Here is an 18,639-nt window from a genome sequence, read left to right on the forward strand (position 1 = left end):
GCCTACGCCTCGTCGTCGGAGTCGAGCAGCATCGCCTCGACCTGTGCAGACAGGCCGGCAACGGTCGGAGCCAGAAACAGGCTGTGGACCGGCAGCTCTACGACGAACGCCTGGCGGATGCGCATGACTGCCTGCGTCGCTAGCAGCGAGTGACCACCCAGCCGGAAGAAGTCGTCGTCACGACCCACGCGCTCGACGTCCAGCAGCTCGGCGTAGATGTCGGCGATCCCGCTCTCGACGACGTTCTCGGGCTCGCGGTACGTGGTGGTGGTGGGGGCGGCAGTGGGCAGCGAGGCGCGGTCGAGCTTGCCGTTCGCGGTCAGCGGGATGGCGTCGAGCGCGACGAACGCAGCCGGGATCATGTAGTCCGGCACTCGCGTGCGCAGCTGCTCGCGCAAGTCCGCGTCGTCCGGGCCGGGGTGGTAGTGCGACACGACGTAGGCCACGAGTTGTGGTGGCCCGTCGTCGCTCGACAGCACGACGGCGACGCGTTGCACCCCCGGATGGGCGAGCAGTGCCGCCTCGATCTCACCGGTCTCGACGCGGAAACCGCGGATCTTCACCTGGCCGTCGCGGCGGCCGAGGAACTCGACCTCACCGTCCGCGATGCGAACCAGGTCACCCGTGCGGTAGCTGCGTCCGCTAACCGGAAAGTCGACGAAGGCGGCGGCGGTGCGCTCGGCGTCATGCCGGTATCCGCGGGTGACGCCGGTGCCGCTGATGCACAACTCGCCGATGGCGCCGGTCGGGGCGACACCACCGGTCGGCGTGCGCACGGCGACCGCGACGCCCGGCAGCGGCCGGCCGATGGGCACCGAGGAGCCGCGGTGCGGCTCGTCGCTCGAGACCTCATGTGCCACCGCGCCGACGGTGGTCTCGGTCGGGCCGTAGTGATTCACGATCCGGACGTCGGACTGCGCGCGGATCCGGTCGACGAGCCCCCAGGGCAGGGCCTCGCCGCCCAGGACGATCAGGGAGCTCGGCAGTGCCGGCTCGGAGTCGGCCAGCAGGTTGGCCAGGTGCGACGGCGTCATCTTGATCGCGTCGACGCGGTGGGTGGTGATCGCGGCATCGAACGCGGTCGGGTCCAGCACCTCGTCGGCGCTGAGCAGCACCAGTGCGCCGCCCGCTGCCAGGGACCCGAAGATCGCGGTGTTGCCCAGGTCGGTGGCCGGCGACGAGGCCAGCGCCCAGTTCCAGTGCGCCCCGAACCGCAAAGCCGAACTCACACCCGAGACGTAGGCGTCGAGGTTGGCCACGGTGACCTCGACGCCCTTCGGCGCGCCCGTGGAGCCCGAGGTGTAGATGACGTAGGCCAAGGCGTCCGGTGGCGCCTCGGGCAGGGCGGCACCTGCGGACGAGGGCGCGGCCTCGGGATCGACCCGAATCAGCCTGCAGCCGGCGTCGACGACGGCGGCAAGGCCGCCCAGGTCCGCGTCGGCGTCGGCGAGGATGACGTCGCAGCCGGAGTCCTCCAGCGCGACGCGCAGCCTCGCCTCTGGTTGGGCGGGGTCGACGGGGACGTAGCCACGTCCGGACGCCAACGCGCCCAGGATCGCCGCGACGGCGCCGATGCTTCGCTCGGCCAGGACGGCGATCGGAGCCCCGGTGGATCCCAGCTCGCCGGCGAGAGCGGTGGCACACGCGACGAGCCGGCCGTAGCCGAGTTCCCGATCCCCGGCGCGGAGGGCGACACGCGCGGGGTCGTTCGACGCGTGCTGGGCGATGCGGTCCAGGACCGAGGGGCCGTCGGCAACGGCGGGAGCCTGCAGGACGGCGGGCTGCAGTGCGTCGGAGCGGAAGAGATCGACCGCGCCCACCGGGGTTGCCCCGTCTGCGCTCGCGAGCGCATGTAGCGCGGCGGAGACTCTAGGCACCGCGACCGCGCCCCCGACCATCGTGACCTCGCCGCCGCCCGCGGGCACCCGAAGCTCGACCTGCACATCGGGCCTGGGCGCCGACGCGCTCGACGGGGCGAGGCCGAGGACGATCGGCGCGGTGGCGGGGATCGCGTCCGGCGCCCATTCCTGGAAAGTCTCTAGATCGGCCAGGATGCGCTCGCACGCGAGCTCGACGGCGGCGAGCGTGTCGGTGGCCGCGACGGGTACCCGGGCCGGCAGCACCTCGCTGTACGGACCTGCGGCGCCGTCGAGCTCGCCGCCGCGTCGCGCGTCGAGCTCGACACCCAACCAGATCTCATCCTCGCCGGTGAGCCGCGACGCAGCGCTTGCCAGCAGGGCCAGGGCGTGGGCACGGGGCGGGCTGTGCAGCTCGACCGGCGAGCTTGGGGGAGCTACGCCCGCGTACGGGTTCACGGGCGTCGCTTGCATGATGTTCGTCCACGACGGCTCGTGGAGGCTGGCCCAGAACGCAGCGGCGCCCTCAGCCGGCTCTGCGGCGAGGTCGTCCTGCCACTGGGCGTACTCGGCGTACTGGATAGGGTCCTCGACGCCAGGGTCGCCGGTCATCAGCAACCCGGCCAGGTACTGCAGTGTCGGCGCATCGGCGACCAGCGCATTGGCGCGAAGCTCGAGCCGCGGCGCGGGACCACCGAGGTCGACGAGTCGCAGCTGGACTGCCGGGGTCTGCGTGACCTCCTGGATCGGTTCGGTCAGGCCCGCCGGAACGACGACCCGCGACCGCAAGACCTCATGTCGCTCGACGAGGTCGTCGAGACGCTTGCGAGCCGTCGCCTCCGAGAGTCCCGCAGGAGCCACGACGTGGACGTATACCTCCTGCTCGATGCCCGCCCGCCAGTGGCGTCGCTGCTGGCGGCCGAGCGCGTACGCCGCGATCTGCGTGCTCGGGTTCGGCTCACTCATCGCCGGAACCCGGAACAGCGCGAGCACCGGATCGGCTTGCCGCAGCCTGCGCGGCGATGTTCACGGCCTGCGCGACCTGGCCGGCGAACCGCGATTGGATGATCTTGTGGTGATCGGCACCTTCGGCGTCGAGCACGATGACGTCCATCCCCCGAGCAGCCAAGGTCGCCCACCGGTCCTGCGGCACGAGTGTGGTGTCGGCCCGAGCCTTGCGGATCAGCGTCACGTGCAGGTCGGCGGCCTCAGGGACGAAAGACAGCTGCGCTTTGCGGTTCGCGGCGTAGAAGTCGACATACTTCGGGGGGATGGGAAGTCCGAGCTTGCTGTAGGCGACGGCGAGCCTCCAGCGGACACGCCGCAGGACGAACATGCCGACGAGATCGAACAGCGAGCGTCCGCCTTTGACGAGCCGCAGCCGATGTTGCCAGCGGCCGTTGGCGGTCGAGGGCAGCGCGCCGCGTGGCGGTGTTGCGTCGATGATCCCAACGAGAGCGACCTGCTCGCCGGCGGCCCGCAGCTGCCGGCCCACCTCGTAGGCCACGATGCCGCTGAAGCAGTACCCGAACACGTAGTACGGACCGCTCGGCTGAGCCGACCGGATTGCGCTGACACAGTCGGCGGCGATGTCCTTCATCGTCGTGCGCGGTGTCGAACGCCCGTCGACGCCGCGGCACTGGACGCCGTAGACCGGCCGCCGGGGATCGAGCTCGGCGAGCATCTGCCGGTACACGAGCACATCGCCGCGCAGACCGGGCATGGCGAACAGCGGCGGCAGGTCACCGCTCGTGCGCATCGGGACCAACAGGTTGGTGGCGTGGTTGTCTCCTGCTCGCGCGCGACGCACGTAGTCGGCCATGTCGGCGATCGTGACGCCTTGGATCATCATCGACAGCGGGATCTTGACGTGCAGGGTCTTCTCGAGCATTGCGAACAGCCGCAGTGCCGACAGCGAGTGCCCGCCAACGTCGAAGAAGTTGTCGAGAACGGAGAGCGCGTCGTCGACGCCCAGAACCTGGCGCCAGACGGCGGCGACCTCGACCTCGATCGCGTCGCGCGGCTGGACCGCGATCGCCGAGCCGACCACGCCCACGTCGGGCAGCTGGCGGCGGTCGGCCTTGCCGTTGGCCGACAGCGGTACCGCGGCTATGACACCGATCGCCGACGGGACCTCGTATGCGGGCAGGAGGCGGCCCAGCTGCCTGCGCAGCTCGCCCGCTTCGGGTGGGGCGCTCGGGTCGGCAGGCACGACATAGCCGATGAGCCGCTGCTCGTCGACGGTGGTGCCGCGCAGATCGCAGATCGCTGCTGCCACCCCGTCCAGCGCCGCCAGTGCCGATTCAATCTCACCGAGCTCGATGCGAAAGCCGCGCAGCTTGACCTGGTCGTCGAGCCGGCCGAGATATTCGATCGAGCCGTCGCTCAGCCACCGTCCGCGATCGCCGGTGCGATACATCCGCTCGCCGGTGGACGGCTCGGTCAGGAAGCGCTCGGCGGTCAGGTCGGGTCGGTTGAGATAGCCCCGCGCCACACCCACCCCGGCCAGGTACAGCTCGCCGGCCGCACCGACCGGCACGGGCCGCTGCTGTTGGTCAAGGACGTGGATCCGCATGTTCGCGATCGGACGACCGATGGTGATGCGCTCGTCCCCGGGTGCGCAGCGTGTGGCGCTGACGTCGATGGACGCCTCCGTCGGGCCGTACAGGTTGTGCAGCTCGCTGTGCGGCAGCTCGCGCAGGCAGGTCCGAGCGGTCTCGAGCGGGAGCGCTTCGCCGGAGGACAAGATCAGCCGCACCGACGGGCAGCTGCCGGTCGGCGTGGTCAGCAGGAACGCGGCCAGCATGGACGGCACGAAGTGCACCATCGTCACACCGCGGGCGTCGATCACCTCGCGCAGGTAGGCCGGGTCGCCGTGCGCGTCGGGCCGCGCCATCACCAGCCGGGCACCGGTCATCGGGGCGAGCAGGAGCTCCCACACCGAGACGTCGAAGGTGAGGGGCGTCTTCTGGAGCACGACGTCGTCCGGACCGACGCTGTACTCGGCCGCCATCCAGATCAGGCGGTTGACGAGGCCGCGATGCTCGCAGAGCACACCCTTCGGCTGCCCGGTGCTGCCCGAGGTGTAGAGAAGGTAGGCCAGGTCGTCGGTGCGTACTGCCACCCGAGGCCGGTCGGTGGGACGTGCGGCGACGGGGTCGGGATCGCCGTCGACGAGGAGCCGAGGCGTTCCCAGCGGCACCGAACCGGCGCAGCTGCGGTCGGTCAGGACGAGTGCTGCGCTGCTGTCACGAAGCAGGAACTCCTGGCGGGCTGCCGGGTACTTGGGATCGATCGGTAAGTAGACCGCGCCCGACTTCAGGATTCCGAGCACCGCGACCTCGGCGTGCACCGAGCGCTGCATGGCGACGGCCACGACGTCGCCGACGCCGACATTGCGGGCGATGAGCTCGTGCGCGAGCTGGTTGGCCCGGGCGTCGAGCTCGTGGAAGGTCAGAGCGGTCGCCTCGTCGAGCACAGCCACGGCGTTGGGCGTCCGGTCGACCTGGGCCTCGATGAGCTGGTGGACCGGCACGTCCGGCACGTCGTCGACGCGGGTGTCGTTCCACGCCTCGATCGCCGGGTCGGCGGAAGCGCTCAGCTCGCGCAGCGCGACGTCAGGGCGCCGGCAGCCGATGTCGAGAACCGACGACAGGCAGGCCGCCAGCCGCTCGATCGTGGCCCGCTCGAAGATGTCGGTGCTGTACTGCCACAGCACGTCGAGCGAACCGCCTTCGCCGGCGACGCACGTGAGGCCGAGGTCGAACTTCGCCCAGCCGCCGTCGTAGCCGACGGGTTCGACGACGGAGTCACCGAACCGGGGCTGCGTGGCCGACTCGCTGCGCATGGTGATCATCACCTGGAAGATCGGCGCGTGGGACGCCGTACGTTCAGGCTGCACGGCGTCGAGGATGACGTCGAACGGAACGTGCTGATGGCCCAGCACGCCGACGACCGATGTCCGTACCCGCTCGACCAGATCGCCCAAGCTGACGTCGCCGGTCGTCGAGACCCGCAACGGAAGGGTGTTCAGAAAGAGCCCGATGATCGAGCGGAGCTCCGCCCGGTCGCGTCCGCTGACGGGCGTCCCGAGGACGACGTCGCCGTCGCCGCCGAACAGTTCGAGCACCCAGCTGAACGCGGCGACCAGGACCATGTAGGGCGTCGCCCCGTGATGTCGCCCGAGGTCCTCGATCGCGGACACCGTGGCAGCGTCCAGCTGCGAGCGGAACTTGGCGCCACGATCGGTCGCAACGGCGGGCCGGGGGCGGTCCAGCGGGAGCGTCGTCGCGGCCGGGGCGCCGGCGAGGTAGTCCGACCACCACGAGACGTCGCTCGAGCCGGAGTGCCCGGCGAATCGTTCCCGATGCCAGTGCGCGTAGTCGCTGAACTGAAGCGCTGCAGGCCGCAACGACGGTTCGTGACCGTTGACGCGAGCGCGATAGAACTGGCCGAGGTCGTCGAACAGCAAGCGCTTGCTGACGTCGTCGCACGCGATGTGGTGCAGCGAGATGACGATCAGGTGGTCCTCGGGTGCAGCGCTCGCAAGCGTGATCCGCAGGGGCCCGTTCGTCGCGAGCTCGATCGGCTGCTGCACTTCACGGGTGACCCACTCCCGCCGCAGGCGCTCGTCGACGAGCGTCTCCGGAGCGAGTTCGATGCGCTGTAGCGGGATGGGCTCCACCGGCGTGACCTCGATGTCGCCGCCTGCCAGCCGAACCCGCGTGCGCAGGATCTCGTGCTGGCGCTGGAGGTCGAGGACTGCCAGCTCGAGAGCGGGAACGTCGAGTGGACCGCGGATGCGAAACGCCTGCGACTGGTTGTAAGCACGCAGCACGTCGACGATCTGGTCGAGAGCGAACAGCCGCTCCTGCTGGAAGGACAGGCGGCGGGGGATACGGGGGTCGCGTGTGGGGATCTCGTCCTGTTGCTTGGCGCGCGCTGTCAATCGCTGCTTGAGAGCAACCGCCAGGGCGGCGTTGCGCTCGTCGGTGGCGGACCGACGCTCGGTGCTGTCGTCAGCACGGGTGGCAGACGGACCGGTAGCTTCACGCGACCCGATCACGTTCCCCCCCATTATCGATCACCCCGGGGTGGCATTACCACCGAGCAGTCCGAGCCGCCGAAGCCGAACCATAGCTGGCATTTACGGGTGTCGCTCGCCGATGCGAGAATGTGCGCACCGGAAAACCGGTCGCATTGTGACGTTTCGGAGGGAAAGGGGCGGTGGTGAGGCATGGATTCGTCCAGCGCGCCCGACTGGCCGGTGACGAGAACCTGGCCGGTTATCTCGCGCACTGCGCCCGCTCGGCGGGTGGCGTCGTGGACCGAACCCATGATCATGTTTTCTTCACCGGTGGCCCCCATCCCGGACCGTTCAGCAACGGCATCATTCGCCTGGGCGAGGGGGGTCACCCAGACATTTTCTTGGACGAAGCGGAAGAGTTCTTCGCCCGCGTGAACAGAGGATATCTCTGCTGGGTTCGTGACCACTGCGACGCTGATCTCATCGAGCGTCTCCACGCCCGCGGCTACGTCGTGCGGGAGCCCGCTGAGGGCTTGTGCGGGGTGGCAACCGACCATCGGCCTGCCGACTACGCAGTGCCGGCGGGTTGCTCACTGCGTCGCGTCGACGACGAAGACGGTTTGGTCGATTATCTGGACGTCATCGCAGAGGTTTATCAGCTGGCCGAGGCACCACGTGCCATTCAAGAATCGGTGCTGTTCTCTCTCGCCAGCGCACGGGATCCGGCGATGAGCGTCTTCCTGTTGTACGAGGGTGATCGCGCGCTGTCGGCCTCGGCGAACTTCGTGTCCGGCGGGTGTGGCGGAATGCAGTGGACCGGCACTCGCCGCGAGGCGAAGGGTCGCGGGCTGGGCCAGGTGGTGTGTGCTGCGGCGTGGGCTTCGGCCTTCGATCGTGGCGAGGATCTCGTCGTTGGACAGTCGTCCACCATCGGTACCCCGGTATGGCTGGGTATGGGCTTCGAACAGGTCACTCGGTACCGCCGCTTCATGTCGCCGCCCGCCCGCAACGCCAGGAGTTGACGTATCGTCCCAGCGCGTACGTCTCTGGAGGGTGGTCGTGATGCTTGATGTCGGCGCGATTCCTGACGCGCCCCCACGGGAGCTGCGCTTCAAGCGCTCGTCCAGCATTTCGGCGTCATTTCGAGAGCTGTACCGCCGTCGCGAACTGATTCGCGTATTGGCCACCCGCGACTTCATCGCGCGCTACAAGCAGACCTTTCTCGGCGTCGGGTGGTCGGTTCTGCAGCCGCTCGCGGTCGTGCTCGCGTTGAGCCTCTTCCTGCGCCGGCTCACCCATTCGCACACCGGTGGCGTTCCCTACGTGCTGTGGAGCTTCGTCGGCCTGATCCCGTGGTCGTTCTTCTCCGGGGCGCTGAGTGCAGGGGTGGGCAGCCTGCTGGGCAACCAGCCGTTGCTGAACAAGGTGCGCTGCCCGCGCGAGGCGTTCCCAATCGCGGCCATGGTGCTCACCGGTGTCGACACGCTGATATCGGTCGGCACGCTCTCGGTGCTGTTCATCGCGACCGGAACCGTCCCGGAAGCAACCTGCTACTGGATCCCGGTGCTCATGCTCGTCCAGCTCCCGATGGCCGCCGGCGGTGCCGTGCTCGGCTCGATCGTCGTGGTCTACCTGCGTGATCTGCGCAACATCCTGCCGCTTGTGCTCCAACTCGGGCTGTTCGTCACGCCGATCGCCTTCAACATGAGCCAGGTGCCGTCCCGGTTCCGGCTCGCGTACAGCTTTCTCAACCCGGTGGCCCCGGTGATCGACGGGTACCGCCGAGCCGTGCTCTACGGGCTCGCGCCGGACTGGTCGGAGCTCGGCGCCGCGGCAATCAGCAGTGCCGTGCTGTTCCTGATCAGTTTCAAGGTCTTCAAGCGTCTCGAGCTGGGCATTGCCGACCTCATCTGACGGCGAGATCGCCGTGTCTCGGGTGTGGAAGCGATTCCATGCCGATCGCACCCGACCCTCGCTGCGCGACCACGTCGACAAGCTGAGCCTGCGTAGCCGCGACCGCGACGACCGCTGGACATGGGTGCTGCGCGACGTCGACTTCACCGTCGGAACCGGGGAGGCCGTAGGCATCGTCGGTTCCAACGGCGCCGGTAAGTCGACGCTGCTCAAGGTTCTGACCGGGGTCATGTACCCCTACGCCGGAGAGGTCGACATCGGCGGCCGCGTCGGCGCGCTCATCGAGATCCGCGGCGGCATGCATCCTGACCTCACCGGTCGCGAGAACACCTACGTCTACGGCACCCTGCTGGGCCTCAGCCGGCAGGAGGTGCGGGCCCGCTTCGACGAGATCGTGGAGTTCGCCGACCTGTCCACGGCGATCGACCGGCAGCTGAAGTACTACTCGTCGGGCATGCAGATGCGGCTGGGGTTCGCAGTCGCTGCGTTCCTGCGTCCGCACGTGCTCCTCGTAGACGAAGTGCTGGCCGTCGGTGACGCGTGGTTCCAGCAGCGCTGTCTGAACCGGATGCGCGAGGTGCTGCAGGAAGGCACGACGCTCGTGTTCGTCTCGCACGATCTGGCTTCGATGGAGGCGACGTGTTCGCGCTCGATCTGGCTCGACATGGGGGTGATGCTCGCCGACGGCAGCTCGCGAGAGGTCTTGTCGAGTTACCGGGCCGCGATCGAGAGCTATGCCTCCGATCACCTGTCGGTCGACGGCCTCGCGCGGTGCATCGGTGTGAGCGTCGACCGCTCCGACGGCGGCATCCCCAGCAGCTTCGCGCCCTTGCTCATCGATCTGACACTGAATCTCGAACGAGCGACGCGCGGCCGCCTGCACGTCGGTATAAGCGAGGGCTCGGCCACGCCGACCGTCCTGGTCTCGACCTCGATGATCTTCGATGAAGGTGTGCAACGCGTGCAGTGCGAGATCTCGGACCTGCCGCTTCCCCGGGGGCGATACAGCCTCTGGTTGTACGCAGAGTCCCACGACGGCCTGGACCTCATGCCCTGGCATCCGGCGGCCTCGTTCGAGGTCGCCGGGTCCGACCTCGACCCGGCACCGCGTGCCGTCGTGCGCCTGGCGCCGGTCCACGTCTCGAGCGTGTGGGCCCGCCTGGACCCGCCCTCGGCGTCCAACGGCAACCACCCCCGTCCGGTCGGCGCGCACCGCGACCACAGCTCGGGGTTCCGACCGCGCCCGATCCCAGCTGCGCAGGTGCCGCCCGACCTCAGGCCGCGATGATGCCCGACATCGCGACCAGGATCTTGCGAGCGCCCTCGAACGGGGCACGCCCGTGGCAGACGAGCATGTTGTCGAGCATGATCATGTCGCCCTCCTCCCAGGGGAAGCGCACAGCCAGCTCGTCGTAGCGACCCATCAGGTACTCGATTGTCGAGTCCGGGATCGGCTCGCCGTCGCCGTACGTGACATTGCGTGGCAACAGGTCCGGGTCAAACAGCTCGAAGAGCGCCGTCCGGATGCTCTCGGGGATCGCCGCCGGGTGGTGCAGCAGGACCTGGTTGAACACCACCTTTTCTCCGGTCACCGGATGGGTGCGCACCGCGGCGGCGCCCTGCTTGATGCGCAGGTTGCCGTTGGGCAGCCACTCGCACGTCGTGTCGGCTTCGGAGCAGCGCTGTTCCACGACGGCCCGGTCCGAGGTCCCGAAGAAGTCCTGCCACGACACATCGATGCCCTCGCCGAAGTTGCGGACGTAGCGCAGTCCGCGGGTCTCGAGCTGTTCGACGATTGCCGGGTCCAGTGAGCGGTAGAGCTCGCGGCAGTCGATGAGCGGGGTCTCGCCCCCGCTCTCGGCGGCGATCTGGCAGCTGAAGAAGATCCGCGTCGGCCACTGCGCCATGTGCGAACTCTCGTTGTGGAAGTGGATCGGGAGGTTCGCGGGGTACGGCGTCGAGGAGAAGATATTGTCGGCCGCTTCGTCTCGCGGGAGGTCCCCGTAATCGCCGTAGAGCTGCGCCGCCACGGCTTCGGCGGCCACCGAGAAGGCGCTCGGCGTCGCGATGTCGAAGCCACGGAACAGCACCGCCCCGTACCGATGCAGGCCGGCGGTGAGTTCGTCACGGTGGGCAGCGGCCCACTGGGGCAGGTCAATCTGCGGCCCCGACGGCCGGATCACCAGCGGCAGCTTGCCCTCGCGCCCGGGCAGATGCCCGGTTGCCGTCAGGCCTTTGCTCGACAGGTCGACGGCGCGCCGTGCGCCCCTTCTGATCTCCGGTGGCATGTTCACACTCCTTGTCTCGTTGCTTCGTGTTGTCTCGTGGCTTCGTGGAAGATGACGCGATGTTCGGCTAGGGGCGACGCTTGGAAAACGAGTGCCGCGCTACCCGGAGGCGAGAAGTCCGGCAGCTGCGGCGTCAGGTCGACGACCGTCCACTGCTGATCGGCAGCGTCGAGGTCGGACCACAGCAGGCGCGGTGGCTCGGTCGGCCTGAGGGACACGGCGAAGCGGTCGAGCGGGAACGCGAGGCCGCCGCGCTTCGCCTTCAGGTAGGCCTCCTTGCGCGCCCAGCAGGTGAGGAAGGCCTGGTCGCGGTCGTGCGCGGGCAGCGCCATTAGCTCGGCGTGCTCGTCGAGGCTGAAGAAGCGAGCTGCGACCGCAAGGTCGGCCGGCCCGCACTCGACGTCGATGCCGAGTTCGCTCGAACCCATCGCGAACAACCCGACGTTCGCCGAGTGCGAAAGATTGATGTGGACGTCCGGGAACCCGGTCAGGACGGGCTTGCCGTGCTCGAGGGTGCGGAACTCGACGCGGTCAGGCTCGATGGCCAGGCGTTCGCCGACGATGCGGCGCACGGCGGCGTGCGCGGTCGTGTATCGAGTGCGGTGCTCCTCGAATCGGAAGGCGTCGGCCCGCGCTCGCTCGTGCGCGTCCAGCAGCGTGCGGTCGTGTGGATCGGCCGCGTCGAGGTCGATGGCCCAGACGTCGACGATCGGCTGTGCCGTCACGGCGCGCCTCCGCCCGCTCGACGGCGCCCGGCGCGGACGCCCACCGGTTGCGGACCGAACCGCAGGTCGCGCAGCGGGATGTCCGGCCGCGCAAGGCAATCGGCGATGAACTGCTGCGACCAGTCGATGAACCGGTCGATCGTCGCGGGGTCGAACAGGTCGCTGTTGTACTCGCAGTAGCCGGTGATCCCGGTCCGGGTCACCGACAGGTCCACGGCGAGGTCGAAGCGCGCGAAACCCAGGTCGACATCGACGGCCGACGTGGTTAGCCCGACGAGGTCGGGGACGGCGGGGCCACCCTGCTGCACCCGGATGTTGACCTGGAAGACGGGATTGCGGCGGCGGTCGCGAGGTTGTCTGCTGAGCTCGACGATCCGTTCGAAGGCCACGTCCTGGTGTTGGAACGCCTCGATGCACAGAGCCCGGGACTGCCGGGCGAGCGCGCGAAAGCTCTCGCCGCCGTCGACGGTGAAGCGCAGCGGCAGAGTGTTGGAGAAGAAACCGATCAACGGCTCGATGACCGAGTGGTTCCGGTTCGCGAACGGCGTGCCCAGCACGAACTCCCGGCACCCGCTCCACCGATACACCGCGCCGGCAAGCGTGGCCGAGAGCACCATGAAGGAGGTGCAGCGCTCGGCGACCCGCAGGGAGTCCAGATCGGGCAACGCGCCGTCGATCCGCATCGGCACGTGCACCCCCCGGTAGCGCGGGGTATCCGGGTGCGGTCGGTCGACCGGCAGCTCGACCGCGTGCGGGGCCCCGGCGAGCTGGCGTTGCCAATAGCTCTCGCGACGGGCGTCCGGCGCCCGGTCCTGCAACCAGGCGGCGACGTCGGCGTACTGCACGACCATTGGTTCGGGCGCCCACCCGGTGCCGGCGATCTCCGCGGCGTACCCGGCAGCCAGCTCGGTGAACATGATCTCGTCTGACCACCCGTCGAATGCGATGTGGTGCTCGCCGAAACCCAGCAGGTGGCAGTCGTCGCCGACCGCGACCGCGATGATCCGCAGCGGGAGGTCGACGGCGAGGTCGTACGGCCGGCGGCCGAACTCCTGCAGCAGGCGGACACCGTCGACCAGCCGCTCGTGCGCGTCCGCGCCGCAGGCGGACACGATCTCGAAGCTCAGCTGCCAGTCGTCGAGCACGACCTGGCTCACGTCAGCCGTCATCTCGTCCACTGAGCGGAACACCGTCCGCAGGACCTCGTGCCGAGCAACGATGCGTTCCATAACCCGCCGGACCACCGCGAGGTCGAGCGGACCGTCCACGCGCACGGCCACGATCGCGTTGTAGACCGGCGAACCGGGCGCGAGCTGGTCCATGAACCACAGCCGCCGTTGCGGCGGCGCCAGGGGGGCCGGTCGCGACCGGTCGCGCTGCGGGATCCCGCCTCCCGCAGCCCGTCGAGCGAGGAGCATCTTTTCGACGAGCTCACGCCGGTCCGGGCTCAGCGCATCGAGGCGCGCGCGGAGCTCGTTCGCGCTGGTCACTTAGATTTCGTCCTCGACGCGCACGAGCAGGTCGTTCGGCTCGTCGGCGATCATGGCTGCGAGGAGGAGCAGGGCGAAGTCCGCGACCGTCGGAGCCTGGAAGACGTCGATGACGTCGAGCTGGACGCCGACGCTGTCGGCGACCCGGGTGACGATCCGCGTGGCGGCGAGCGAGTCGCCGCCGAGGGCGAAGAAGTCGTCGAACCGGCTGGGCGCTGGGACGGCGAGGACCTCTGCCCACAGGTCGGCAACGAGGTGTTCGGTGACCCCGGCGAGATCCGGCGCCACCACGGGTTCGGCCGCAGGGGCCTGCTCGGCCCGCGCCGCCAACGCCTGCCGGTCCACCTTGCCGTTGGCGGTCAGTGGGAGCTCTAGGCACACCTCGACGCGCGCCGGGACCATGTAGACGGGCAGGGCGGCCGCGAGCTGCGATCGCAGCAGGTCGGCGTCGACCGCCCGCCCGACGGTGACATACGCGACGATCGCATTCGCGGGCCGTCCGACGGTGACCGCTACCGCCTGCTCGACGTCCGGTAGGGCGCGCGCGGCCGCTTCGACGTCGCCGAGCTCGATCCGGTAGCCACGGATCTTGACCTGGCCGTCGCGGCGCTCGACGAACGTCAGCCGTCCCTCGGCGTCGCGACGAACGAAGTCGCCGGTCCGGAACGCCCGACCGAGACCGGGGACCTCGACGAACGCGGCCGCGGTGAGGTCCGGGCGCCCCAGGTAACCGGGGCTGACCCCCGCGCCGCCGATAACCAGCTCTCCGGTGCGCCCCGGGCCGGCAGGTGTTCCGTCGTCGCCGATGACGTCGCACCAGGTGCCGGCGATGGGGAAGCCCATCGGCACGGGGTCCTGCACCTCGCCGTCCAGACGTTGCGACACCGACCACACCGTCGTCTCCGTCGGGCCGTAGAAGTTCCACACGCCTGCCGTGACGGTGCTGATGGCGCGCACGAGGGACGCCTCGTAGGCCTCGCCACCGCACACCGCACGCAGGCCTGGCCGACCGCGCCAGCCCGCGGCCAGCAGCAGACGCCAGGTGGACGGCGTGGCCTGCATCAGGTCCGGGTGTGCACGATCAACCAGCTCGCCCAGGCGCCGGCCGTCCACGCAGACCTCGCGGGCGGCCAGCACCAGGGTCGCGCCGGTGATGATCGGCAGCAGCAGGTCGGGGACCGAGAGGTCGAATGCCGGGGTCGTGACCCCGAGCATCATCTCGTCCGGCGACAGGCCGGGAGCGCGCGCCATGTGGTCGAGCAAGGCAAGGACCGCGGCGTGCGTGATCTGGACGCCCTTCGGTTCTCCTGTCGAGCCCGAGGTGAAGATCACGTACGCGAGATCGCTGCCGGCCAGGTCCGGTGCCGGTTCGGCGCCCACCGTTCCGGCCGAGTCGTCGACCGCGAGCTGCGTGACGTTCGGCAGCGGGCACCCCTCCGCGGGGTCGGGAACGAGGCACAGCCGCAGGGCCGCCGTTGCGGCGATCGAGGCAAGCCGGCTGGCAGGCATGGTGGGCTCGAGCGGGACATAGGCAGCCCCGGCCAGCAGCACCCCGGCCATCGCGACGACGGTGCGCCTGTGTCGAGACGCCACGATTCCGACCAGCTCGCCGGGCCGGGTGCCGCGCGCGCGAAGCCGAGCCGCAACCCCCGCAGCATCGCGCGCGAGAGCGGCGTAGGTGATCTCGCCGTCGGCGTCTCGGACGGCGACCCGATCGGGACACATCGCCGCTGCGGCGGCGATGCGTTCCGGGATCGTCCGCAAGAGCGCTGCGGCAGTCACACCATCACTCGGTCCCGGGGGTCCGGCCGAGTTCGCGGTCCAGCAGTCGACGGGCCTCGTCCTCGTCCATGTTCTCGATCGAGGCGATGAGGTCGGACAACGGGACGTCAGGGGCGGCGGCGCCCAGCCGATCGTCGATCTCGACGCTCATCGTGCGCACGGTCGGATAGGAGAAGATCAGATGCAGTGGAAGCTCAACACCGAAGGTGCTTCGGGCCCGGGCCATGATGCGCGTCGCCAGCAGCGAGTGGCCACCGACGAAGAAGAAGTCGTCCTCGACGCCCAGCCGATCGGCGAGCAGGACGTCCGACCAGATCGCGAGTAGCGCGCTTTCGGTGTCGTTCGCTGGGGGTGTCGCGTCGTCGAGTACGTCGTCGACGACGTCGGCCGGCCGTGGCAACGCGGCCCGGTCGAGCTTGCCGTTCGCCATCCGAGGCAGGTCCGCCAGCGTGACGAACTGAGCCGGGATCATGTGGTCCGGCAGCGTCCGACCGAGCGCGGAGCGCAGCTCGTCCGTCGAGGTGCCGCCGTCGCCGGAGACGTAGGCAACCAGCCGGTCACCGTCGGGGTCGTCGGGATCGACCAGCACCGCGGCGTCCTTGACCAGCGACGAGCCACGCAGCGTCGACTCGATCTCAGCGAGTTCGACGCGATGTCCCCGGATCTTGACCTGGCCGTCGCCTCGGCCCAGGTAGACGAGGTGTCCGCCGTCGTCGAGCCGTACGGAGTCGCCGGTGAGGTACACCGATTGATCGTCGAACACGGTGAACACCGTGGCTGTCGTATCGGGATCGCCGAGATATCCGGCGCTGACGCCAGAACCGCCGATCGCCAGCTGGCCGCTTACCCCGAACGGGGCCAGGTGCTGCCGCGCGTCGAGGACGAAGGTGCGTACGCCGGGCAGCGGCCGCCCAATGGGGACGGGACCGGCGGAGTACGCCCCGCGTGCAACGTCATGGATGGTTGCGCCGACCGTCGTCTCGGTCGGCCCGTAGTGATTCACGACCCGTTGAACCCCCGCCGCGTACAAGGACTCGACGAGTTCGGCCTCGAGGGCCTCACCGCCCAGCACCACGAGGGGGGCCGAGAGAACCGGCTGCTCGCCGGCAAGCAGGGCGCGGGCCAGTGACGGGGTCAGCTTCACGGCCGCGATCGACTCCGCCCGCACGACCCGATCAAGGGAGGTGACGTCACTGAGCTCGTCGTCGCTGAGCAGTCGAATCGATCCGCCGCCGAACAGCGCAGGCAGCACCATGGTGTACGCGAGATCCGTGCTGAGGGACGTGACGACACCGAGCCGGCTTCCCGGGCCGCCGATCCGCAACCGGTCGGCGACGCCGCGCGCATAGGCGACCGCGTTGCGATGTCGCACGACCACGATCTTGGGTTCGCCGGTCGAGCCCGACGTGGCCAGCAGGTACGCCGGATCCTCTGGCGTCGTCGCGGTGAGGTCGGCGGCAAGCGTCGCCCCGCGCTGGGCGAGATCCTGCTGTCGATAGGTAGGCACCGAGCCGACCGTGTGGTCAACGGCTGCGAGGACGACGTCGGCGCCGCTGCGGGCCAGCTGTCGTTCGAGCCGCTCCGCAGGCGTGCCGGGCCCGAGTGGCTGGAACGGTTGGCCGCACTTCCAAGCCGCGAGCATCGACACGACGGTGGCCACCGTGCGGTCGGTGACGATCGCGACCGGCCGGGAGCCTGCGCCGCTGGCGCGCAGACCCGCGGCGGTGGCGTTCGCCGCCGCGTCGAGCTCGGCAAAGGTGAGTGCGGTGGTCCCGTCGTCCAGGGCCGGCGCATCGGGCGACTGTGCCGCCTGACGTTCGAACGCCTCGAGCAGGGTGTCCTCGACCTGCGGCGCTGGTTCGGCAGCGGTGCCGGCTGCGACGAGCCGCTCGAGCTCGGCGCTCGGCAGCATGTTCGCATCACCGGCTGTGCGGGCGGAGTCCTCGTCCAGCGTGCTGACGAGCTCGCCGAGGTGCGCTGCAAGCCGGTCGGCTACGTCTTCGCCGTTGGACGAGGCCACCGTTGCGCTGCTGAGCGGCCCGTCTCCCACGAGGACCAGCTCGGCTACGAGCCGGGCATCGGGCGGCACGTCCTGCGCCCCGGCCGGGTAGTGCGAGAAACCCACCAGCGACACCGTCTGTGGCGCGTACACCAGGAACCGGTCGGCCTGGCCGAGCAGGGCAGCGACGCTACGGACAGCGTCGGCGGCCGGTAGATCGAGCAGGCCGGGCACGGCGAGCGGAACCGACCTGGCGAACGGTCCGACGGCATCAGCGACGTCCGCAGAGCCGCGCCCGGACACCCGAATCTGTACGGCGGGCGCACCCTCGGCGAGCACCTGGTCGCGCTCGAGCACGGCTACCCAGGCGCTGAGCCACAGCTCCGCCGACGCACTTCGTCGGCTGGCGACCTCGGCCAAAGTGGGTGAAGCAGCCGGGTCGGCCGGCCCGGCGCTCTCAGCCGCGGCCGGCCAGAAGTCGGCGGCCAGCCGCCGCTCGGGGGTGTCGGCCTCGCGCTGCTCGGACTCCCAGCCCGCGTAGTCGGCGTACTGCAGGTTGTCGTCAGTCAGCTCGACCACGCCGTTGAGGATGTTCGCGATCAACAGCAGGCTCTCGTGGTCGGCGACAGTTCGCAGCGCCCAGACGTCCAGGACACCGCCGCTCAGCTCGACGCCGAGGACCGCGGCCCGTGTGCCGGGCGCAGCTATGCCCACCAATTTGGGGCCCAGCTCAACAACGTCGTAGGGATCCGGCGAGATCACCTGCACCGGGTACGGCGCCCCCGCGGTCTGCGAGAAGGAGGTGCGCAGGATCTCCAGCCGGCTGCTCAGCAGCACCAGGGTCTCGCGGAGGTCGGCGATCGTGCGGTGGGCGGGAGCCGGCACGCGCACCCGATTCACCGACGACGAGCCTGCGTCGAGGCGGTAGGCATCTCGCTGGGCGAGCGAGAGCTCAAATCCCTGCATTCCAACGCCCTCCAGCGGCCGGTACCAATTAGTGCGCTACGTCAGGCCGGTCACCGCGAACGCGAGCCGGAACGGGCCTCAAAATACCTGACCCCGACGCAGCTGACCTGACGAGCCGAGAGACTGTCGGGTATGCGGCGGTTTGGTGCCCTCGAAGCATCCCGCTGTCGCTGCACCGGCAGCCGCGAACTTCGACAGCGGGGCTTGTCCGGTCGGATGCCATCGAGTATTAGTTCTCGTGTAGGTCGCGTCGCCGTTGTCGCAAATCGTCCCCTCGAAGTCTGATTGCACCCCTGACGAGCTGGAGCAGCGTGAGCAGGTTCGCGCCTCGTGTCACACGTGTCCTGTTCTGTGTTGCGTTTCTCCTGGTCGCGGGGTTACCGGTTGTCTCCGGTGCTGGTGCCAGCACTTCGTCGGCGGTGTACATGGCGCCCCGCGGCTCAGGTAAGGCGTGCAGCGCCGGTGCACCGTGCGCGACCTTGCAGGCGGCTCTCGCGGTCGCCACTGACCGCGCCACCATCTTCGCCACCGGTGGCACCTACCCGGCGCAGACTGTGACTCGGCTCGCGACCGGTCAGCACGCGATTGCGGTC

At 69.5% G+C, this 18,639-nt stretch carries 11 protein-coding genes; 3 read left to right on the forward strand and 8 right to left on the reverse strand.

Features of this window, described 5'->3' with window-relative positions; genetic code table 11:
• Positions 1-2: 2 nt before the first annotated feature.
• Genes ACFFC4_RS19245 through ACFFC4_RS19255 form a run of 3 tightly spaced genes read right to left on the reverse strand, consistent with a single transcriptional unit; the run spans position 3 to position 7,379 of the window.
• Positions 3-2,822 carry an amino acid adenylation domain-containing protein gene (locus tag ACFFC4_RS19245; RefSeq protein ID WP_375503867.1) on the reverse strand — a complete coding sequence of 940 codons (2,820 nt, stop codon included), beginning with the start codon at positions 2,820-2,822 and terminating at the stop codon, positions 3-5.
• Positions 2,815-6,933: an amino acid adenylation domain-containing protein gene (locus ACFFC4_RS19250; RefSeq protein WP_375503869.1), complete on the reverse strand. Its 4,119-nt coding sequence runs from the start codon at positions 6,931-6,933 to the stop codon at positions 2,815-2,817. Before ACFFC4_RS19250 ends, ACFFC4_RS19245 begins: the two co-directional genes overlap by 8 nt.
• Positions 6,933-7,379: a hypothetical protein gene (locus ACFFC4_RS19255; RefSeq protein ID WP_375503871.1), complete on the reverse strand. Its 447-nt coding sequence runs from the start codon at positions 7,377-7,379 to the stop codon at positions 6,933-6,935. Before ACFFC4_RS19255 ends, ACFFC4_RS19250 begins: the two co-directional genes overlap by 1 nt.
• A gap of 78 nt (positions 7,380-7,457) precedes the next feature.
• On the opposite strand from ACFFC4_RS19255, the gene ACFFC4_RS19260 reads away from it, so the two are divergent.
• The 3 genes from ACFFC4_RS19260 to ACFFC4_RS19270 are packed head-to-tail and all read left to right on the forward strand — an operon-like array spanning position 7,458 to position 10,084.
• Positions 7,458-7,904, forward strand: a complete 447-nt coding sequence (locus ACFFC4_RS19260; RefSeq protein ID WP_375503887.1) for a GNAT family N-acetyltransferase — start codon at positions 7,458-7,460, stop codon at positions 7,902-7,904.
• 40 nt (positions 7,905-7,944) lie between these two features.
• A complete protein-coding gene (locus tag ACFFC4_RS19265; protein ID WP_375503873.1) occupies positions 7,945-8,796 on the forward strand; it encodes an ABC transporter permease in 852 nt (283 codons plus the stop codon).
• Entirely contained in the window at positions 8,780-10,084 is a 1,305-nt protein-coding gene (locus tag ACFFC4_RS19270; RefSeq protein WP_375503875.1) for an ABC transporter ATP-binding protein, read from the forward strand. The genes ACFFC4_RS19265 and ACFFC4_RS19270 overlap by 17 nt, the downstream gene beginning before the upstream one ends.
• Here the strand turns inward: ACFFC4_RS19270 and ACFFC4_RS19275 are convergent.
• Genes ACFFC4_RS19275 through ACFFC4_RS19295 form a run of 5 tightly spaced genes read right to left on the reverse strand, consistent with a single transcriptional unit; the run spans position 10,071 to position 18,046 of the window.
• Positions 10,071-11,084, reverse strand: coding sequence for a TauD/TfdA family dioxygenase (locus tag ACFFC4_RS19275; RefSeq protein ID WP_375503877.1), 1,014 nt, complete (start codon positions 11,082-11,084; stop codon positions 10,071-10,073). The two genes, ACFFC4_RS19270 and ACFFC4_RS19275, sit on opposite strands and share 14 nt — an antisense overlap.
• A 2-nt stretch (positions 11,085-11,086) precedes the next feature.
• Positions 11,087-11,809, reverse strand: coding sequence for a 4'-phosphopantetheinyl transferase family protein (locus tag ACFFC4_RS19280; RefSeq protein WP_375503879.1), 723 nt, complete (start codon positions 11,807-11,809; stop codon positions 11,087-11,089).
• Positions 11,806-13,299: a condensation domain-containing protein gene (locus tag ACFFC4_RS19285; protein ID WP_375503881.1), complete on the reverse strand. Its 1,494-nt coding sequence runs from the start codon at positions 13,297-13,299 to the stop codon at positions 11,806-11,808. The genes ACFFC4_RS19280 and ACFFC4_RS19285 overlap by 4 nt, the downstream gene beginning before the upstream one ends.
• Positions 13,300-15,081: a non-ribosomal peptide synthetase gene (locus ACFFC4_RS19290; RefSeq protein ID WP_375503883.1), complete on the reverse strand. Its 1,782-nt coding sequence runs from the start codon at positions 15,079-15,081 to the stop codon at positions 13,300-13,302.
• A 4-nt stretch (positions 15,082-15,085) separates the two neighbouring features.
• Positions 15,086-18,046 carry an amino acid adenylation domain-containing protein gene (locus tag ACFFC4_RS19295; protein WP_375503885.1) on the reverse strand — a complete coding sequence of 987 codons (2,961 nt, stop codon included), beginning with the start codon at positions 18,044-18,046 and terminating at the stop codon, positions 15,086-15,088.
• Between the last annotated feature and the right edge of the window lie 593 nt (positions 18,047-18,639).

Source organism: uncultured Jatrophihabitans sp. (assembly GCF_964244045.1).
Lineage (GTDB): Bacteria > Actinomycetota > Actinomycetes > Mycobacteriales > Jatrophihabitantaceae > Jatrophihabitans.

Bases quoted from the DNA above. Each gene is read 5' to 3' on its own strand.
- ACFFC4_RS19245 (WP_375503867.1), bottom strand. From the start codon at position 2,822: ATGAGTGAGCCGAACCCGAGCACGCAGATCGCGGCGTACGCGCTCGGC.
- ACFFC4_RS19250 (WP_375503869.1), bottom strand. From the start codon at position 6,933: ATGGGGGGGAACGTGATCGGGTCGCGTGAAGCTACCGGTCCGTCTGCC.
- ACFFC4_RS19265 (WP_375503873.1), top strand. From the start codon at position 7,945: ATGCTTGATGTCGGCGCGATTCCTGACGCGCCCCCACGGGAGCTGCGC.
- ACFFC4_RS19275 (WP_375503877.1), bottom strand. From the start codon at position 11,084: ATGCCACCGGAGATCAGAAGGGGCGCACGGCGCGCCGTCGACCTGTCG.
- ACFFC4_RS19295 (WP_375503885.1), bottom strand. From the start codon at position 18,046: ATGCAGGGATTTGAGCTCTCGCTCGCCCAGCGAGATGCCTACCGCCTC.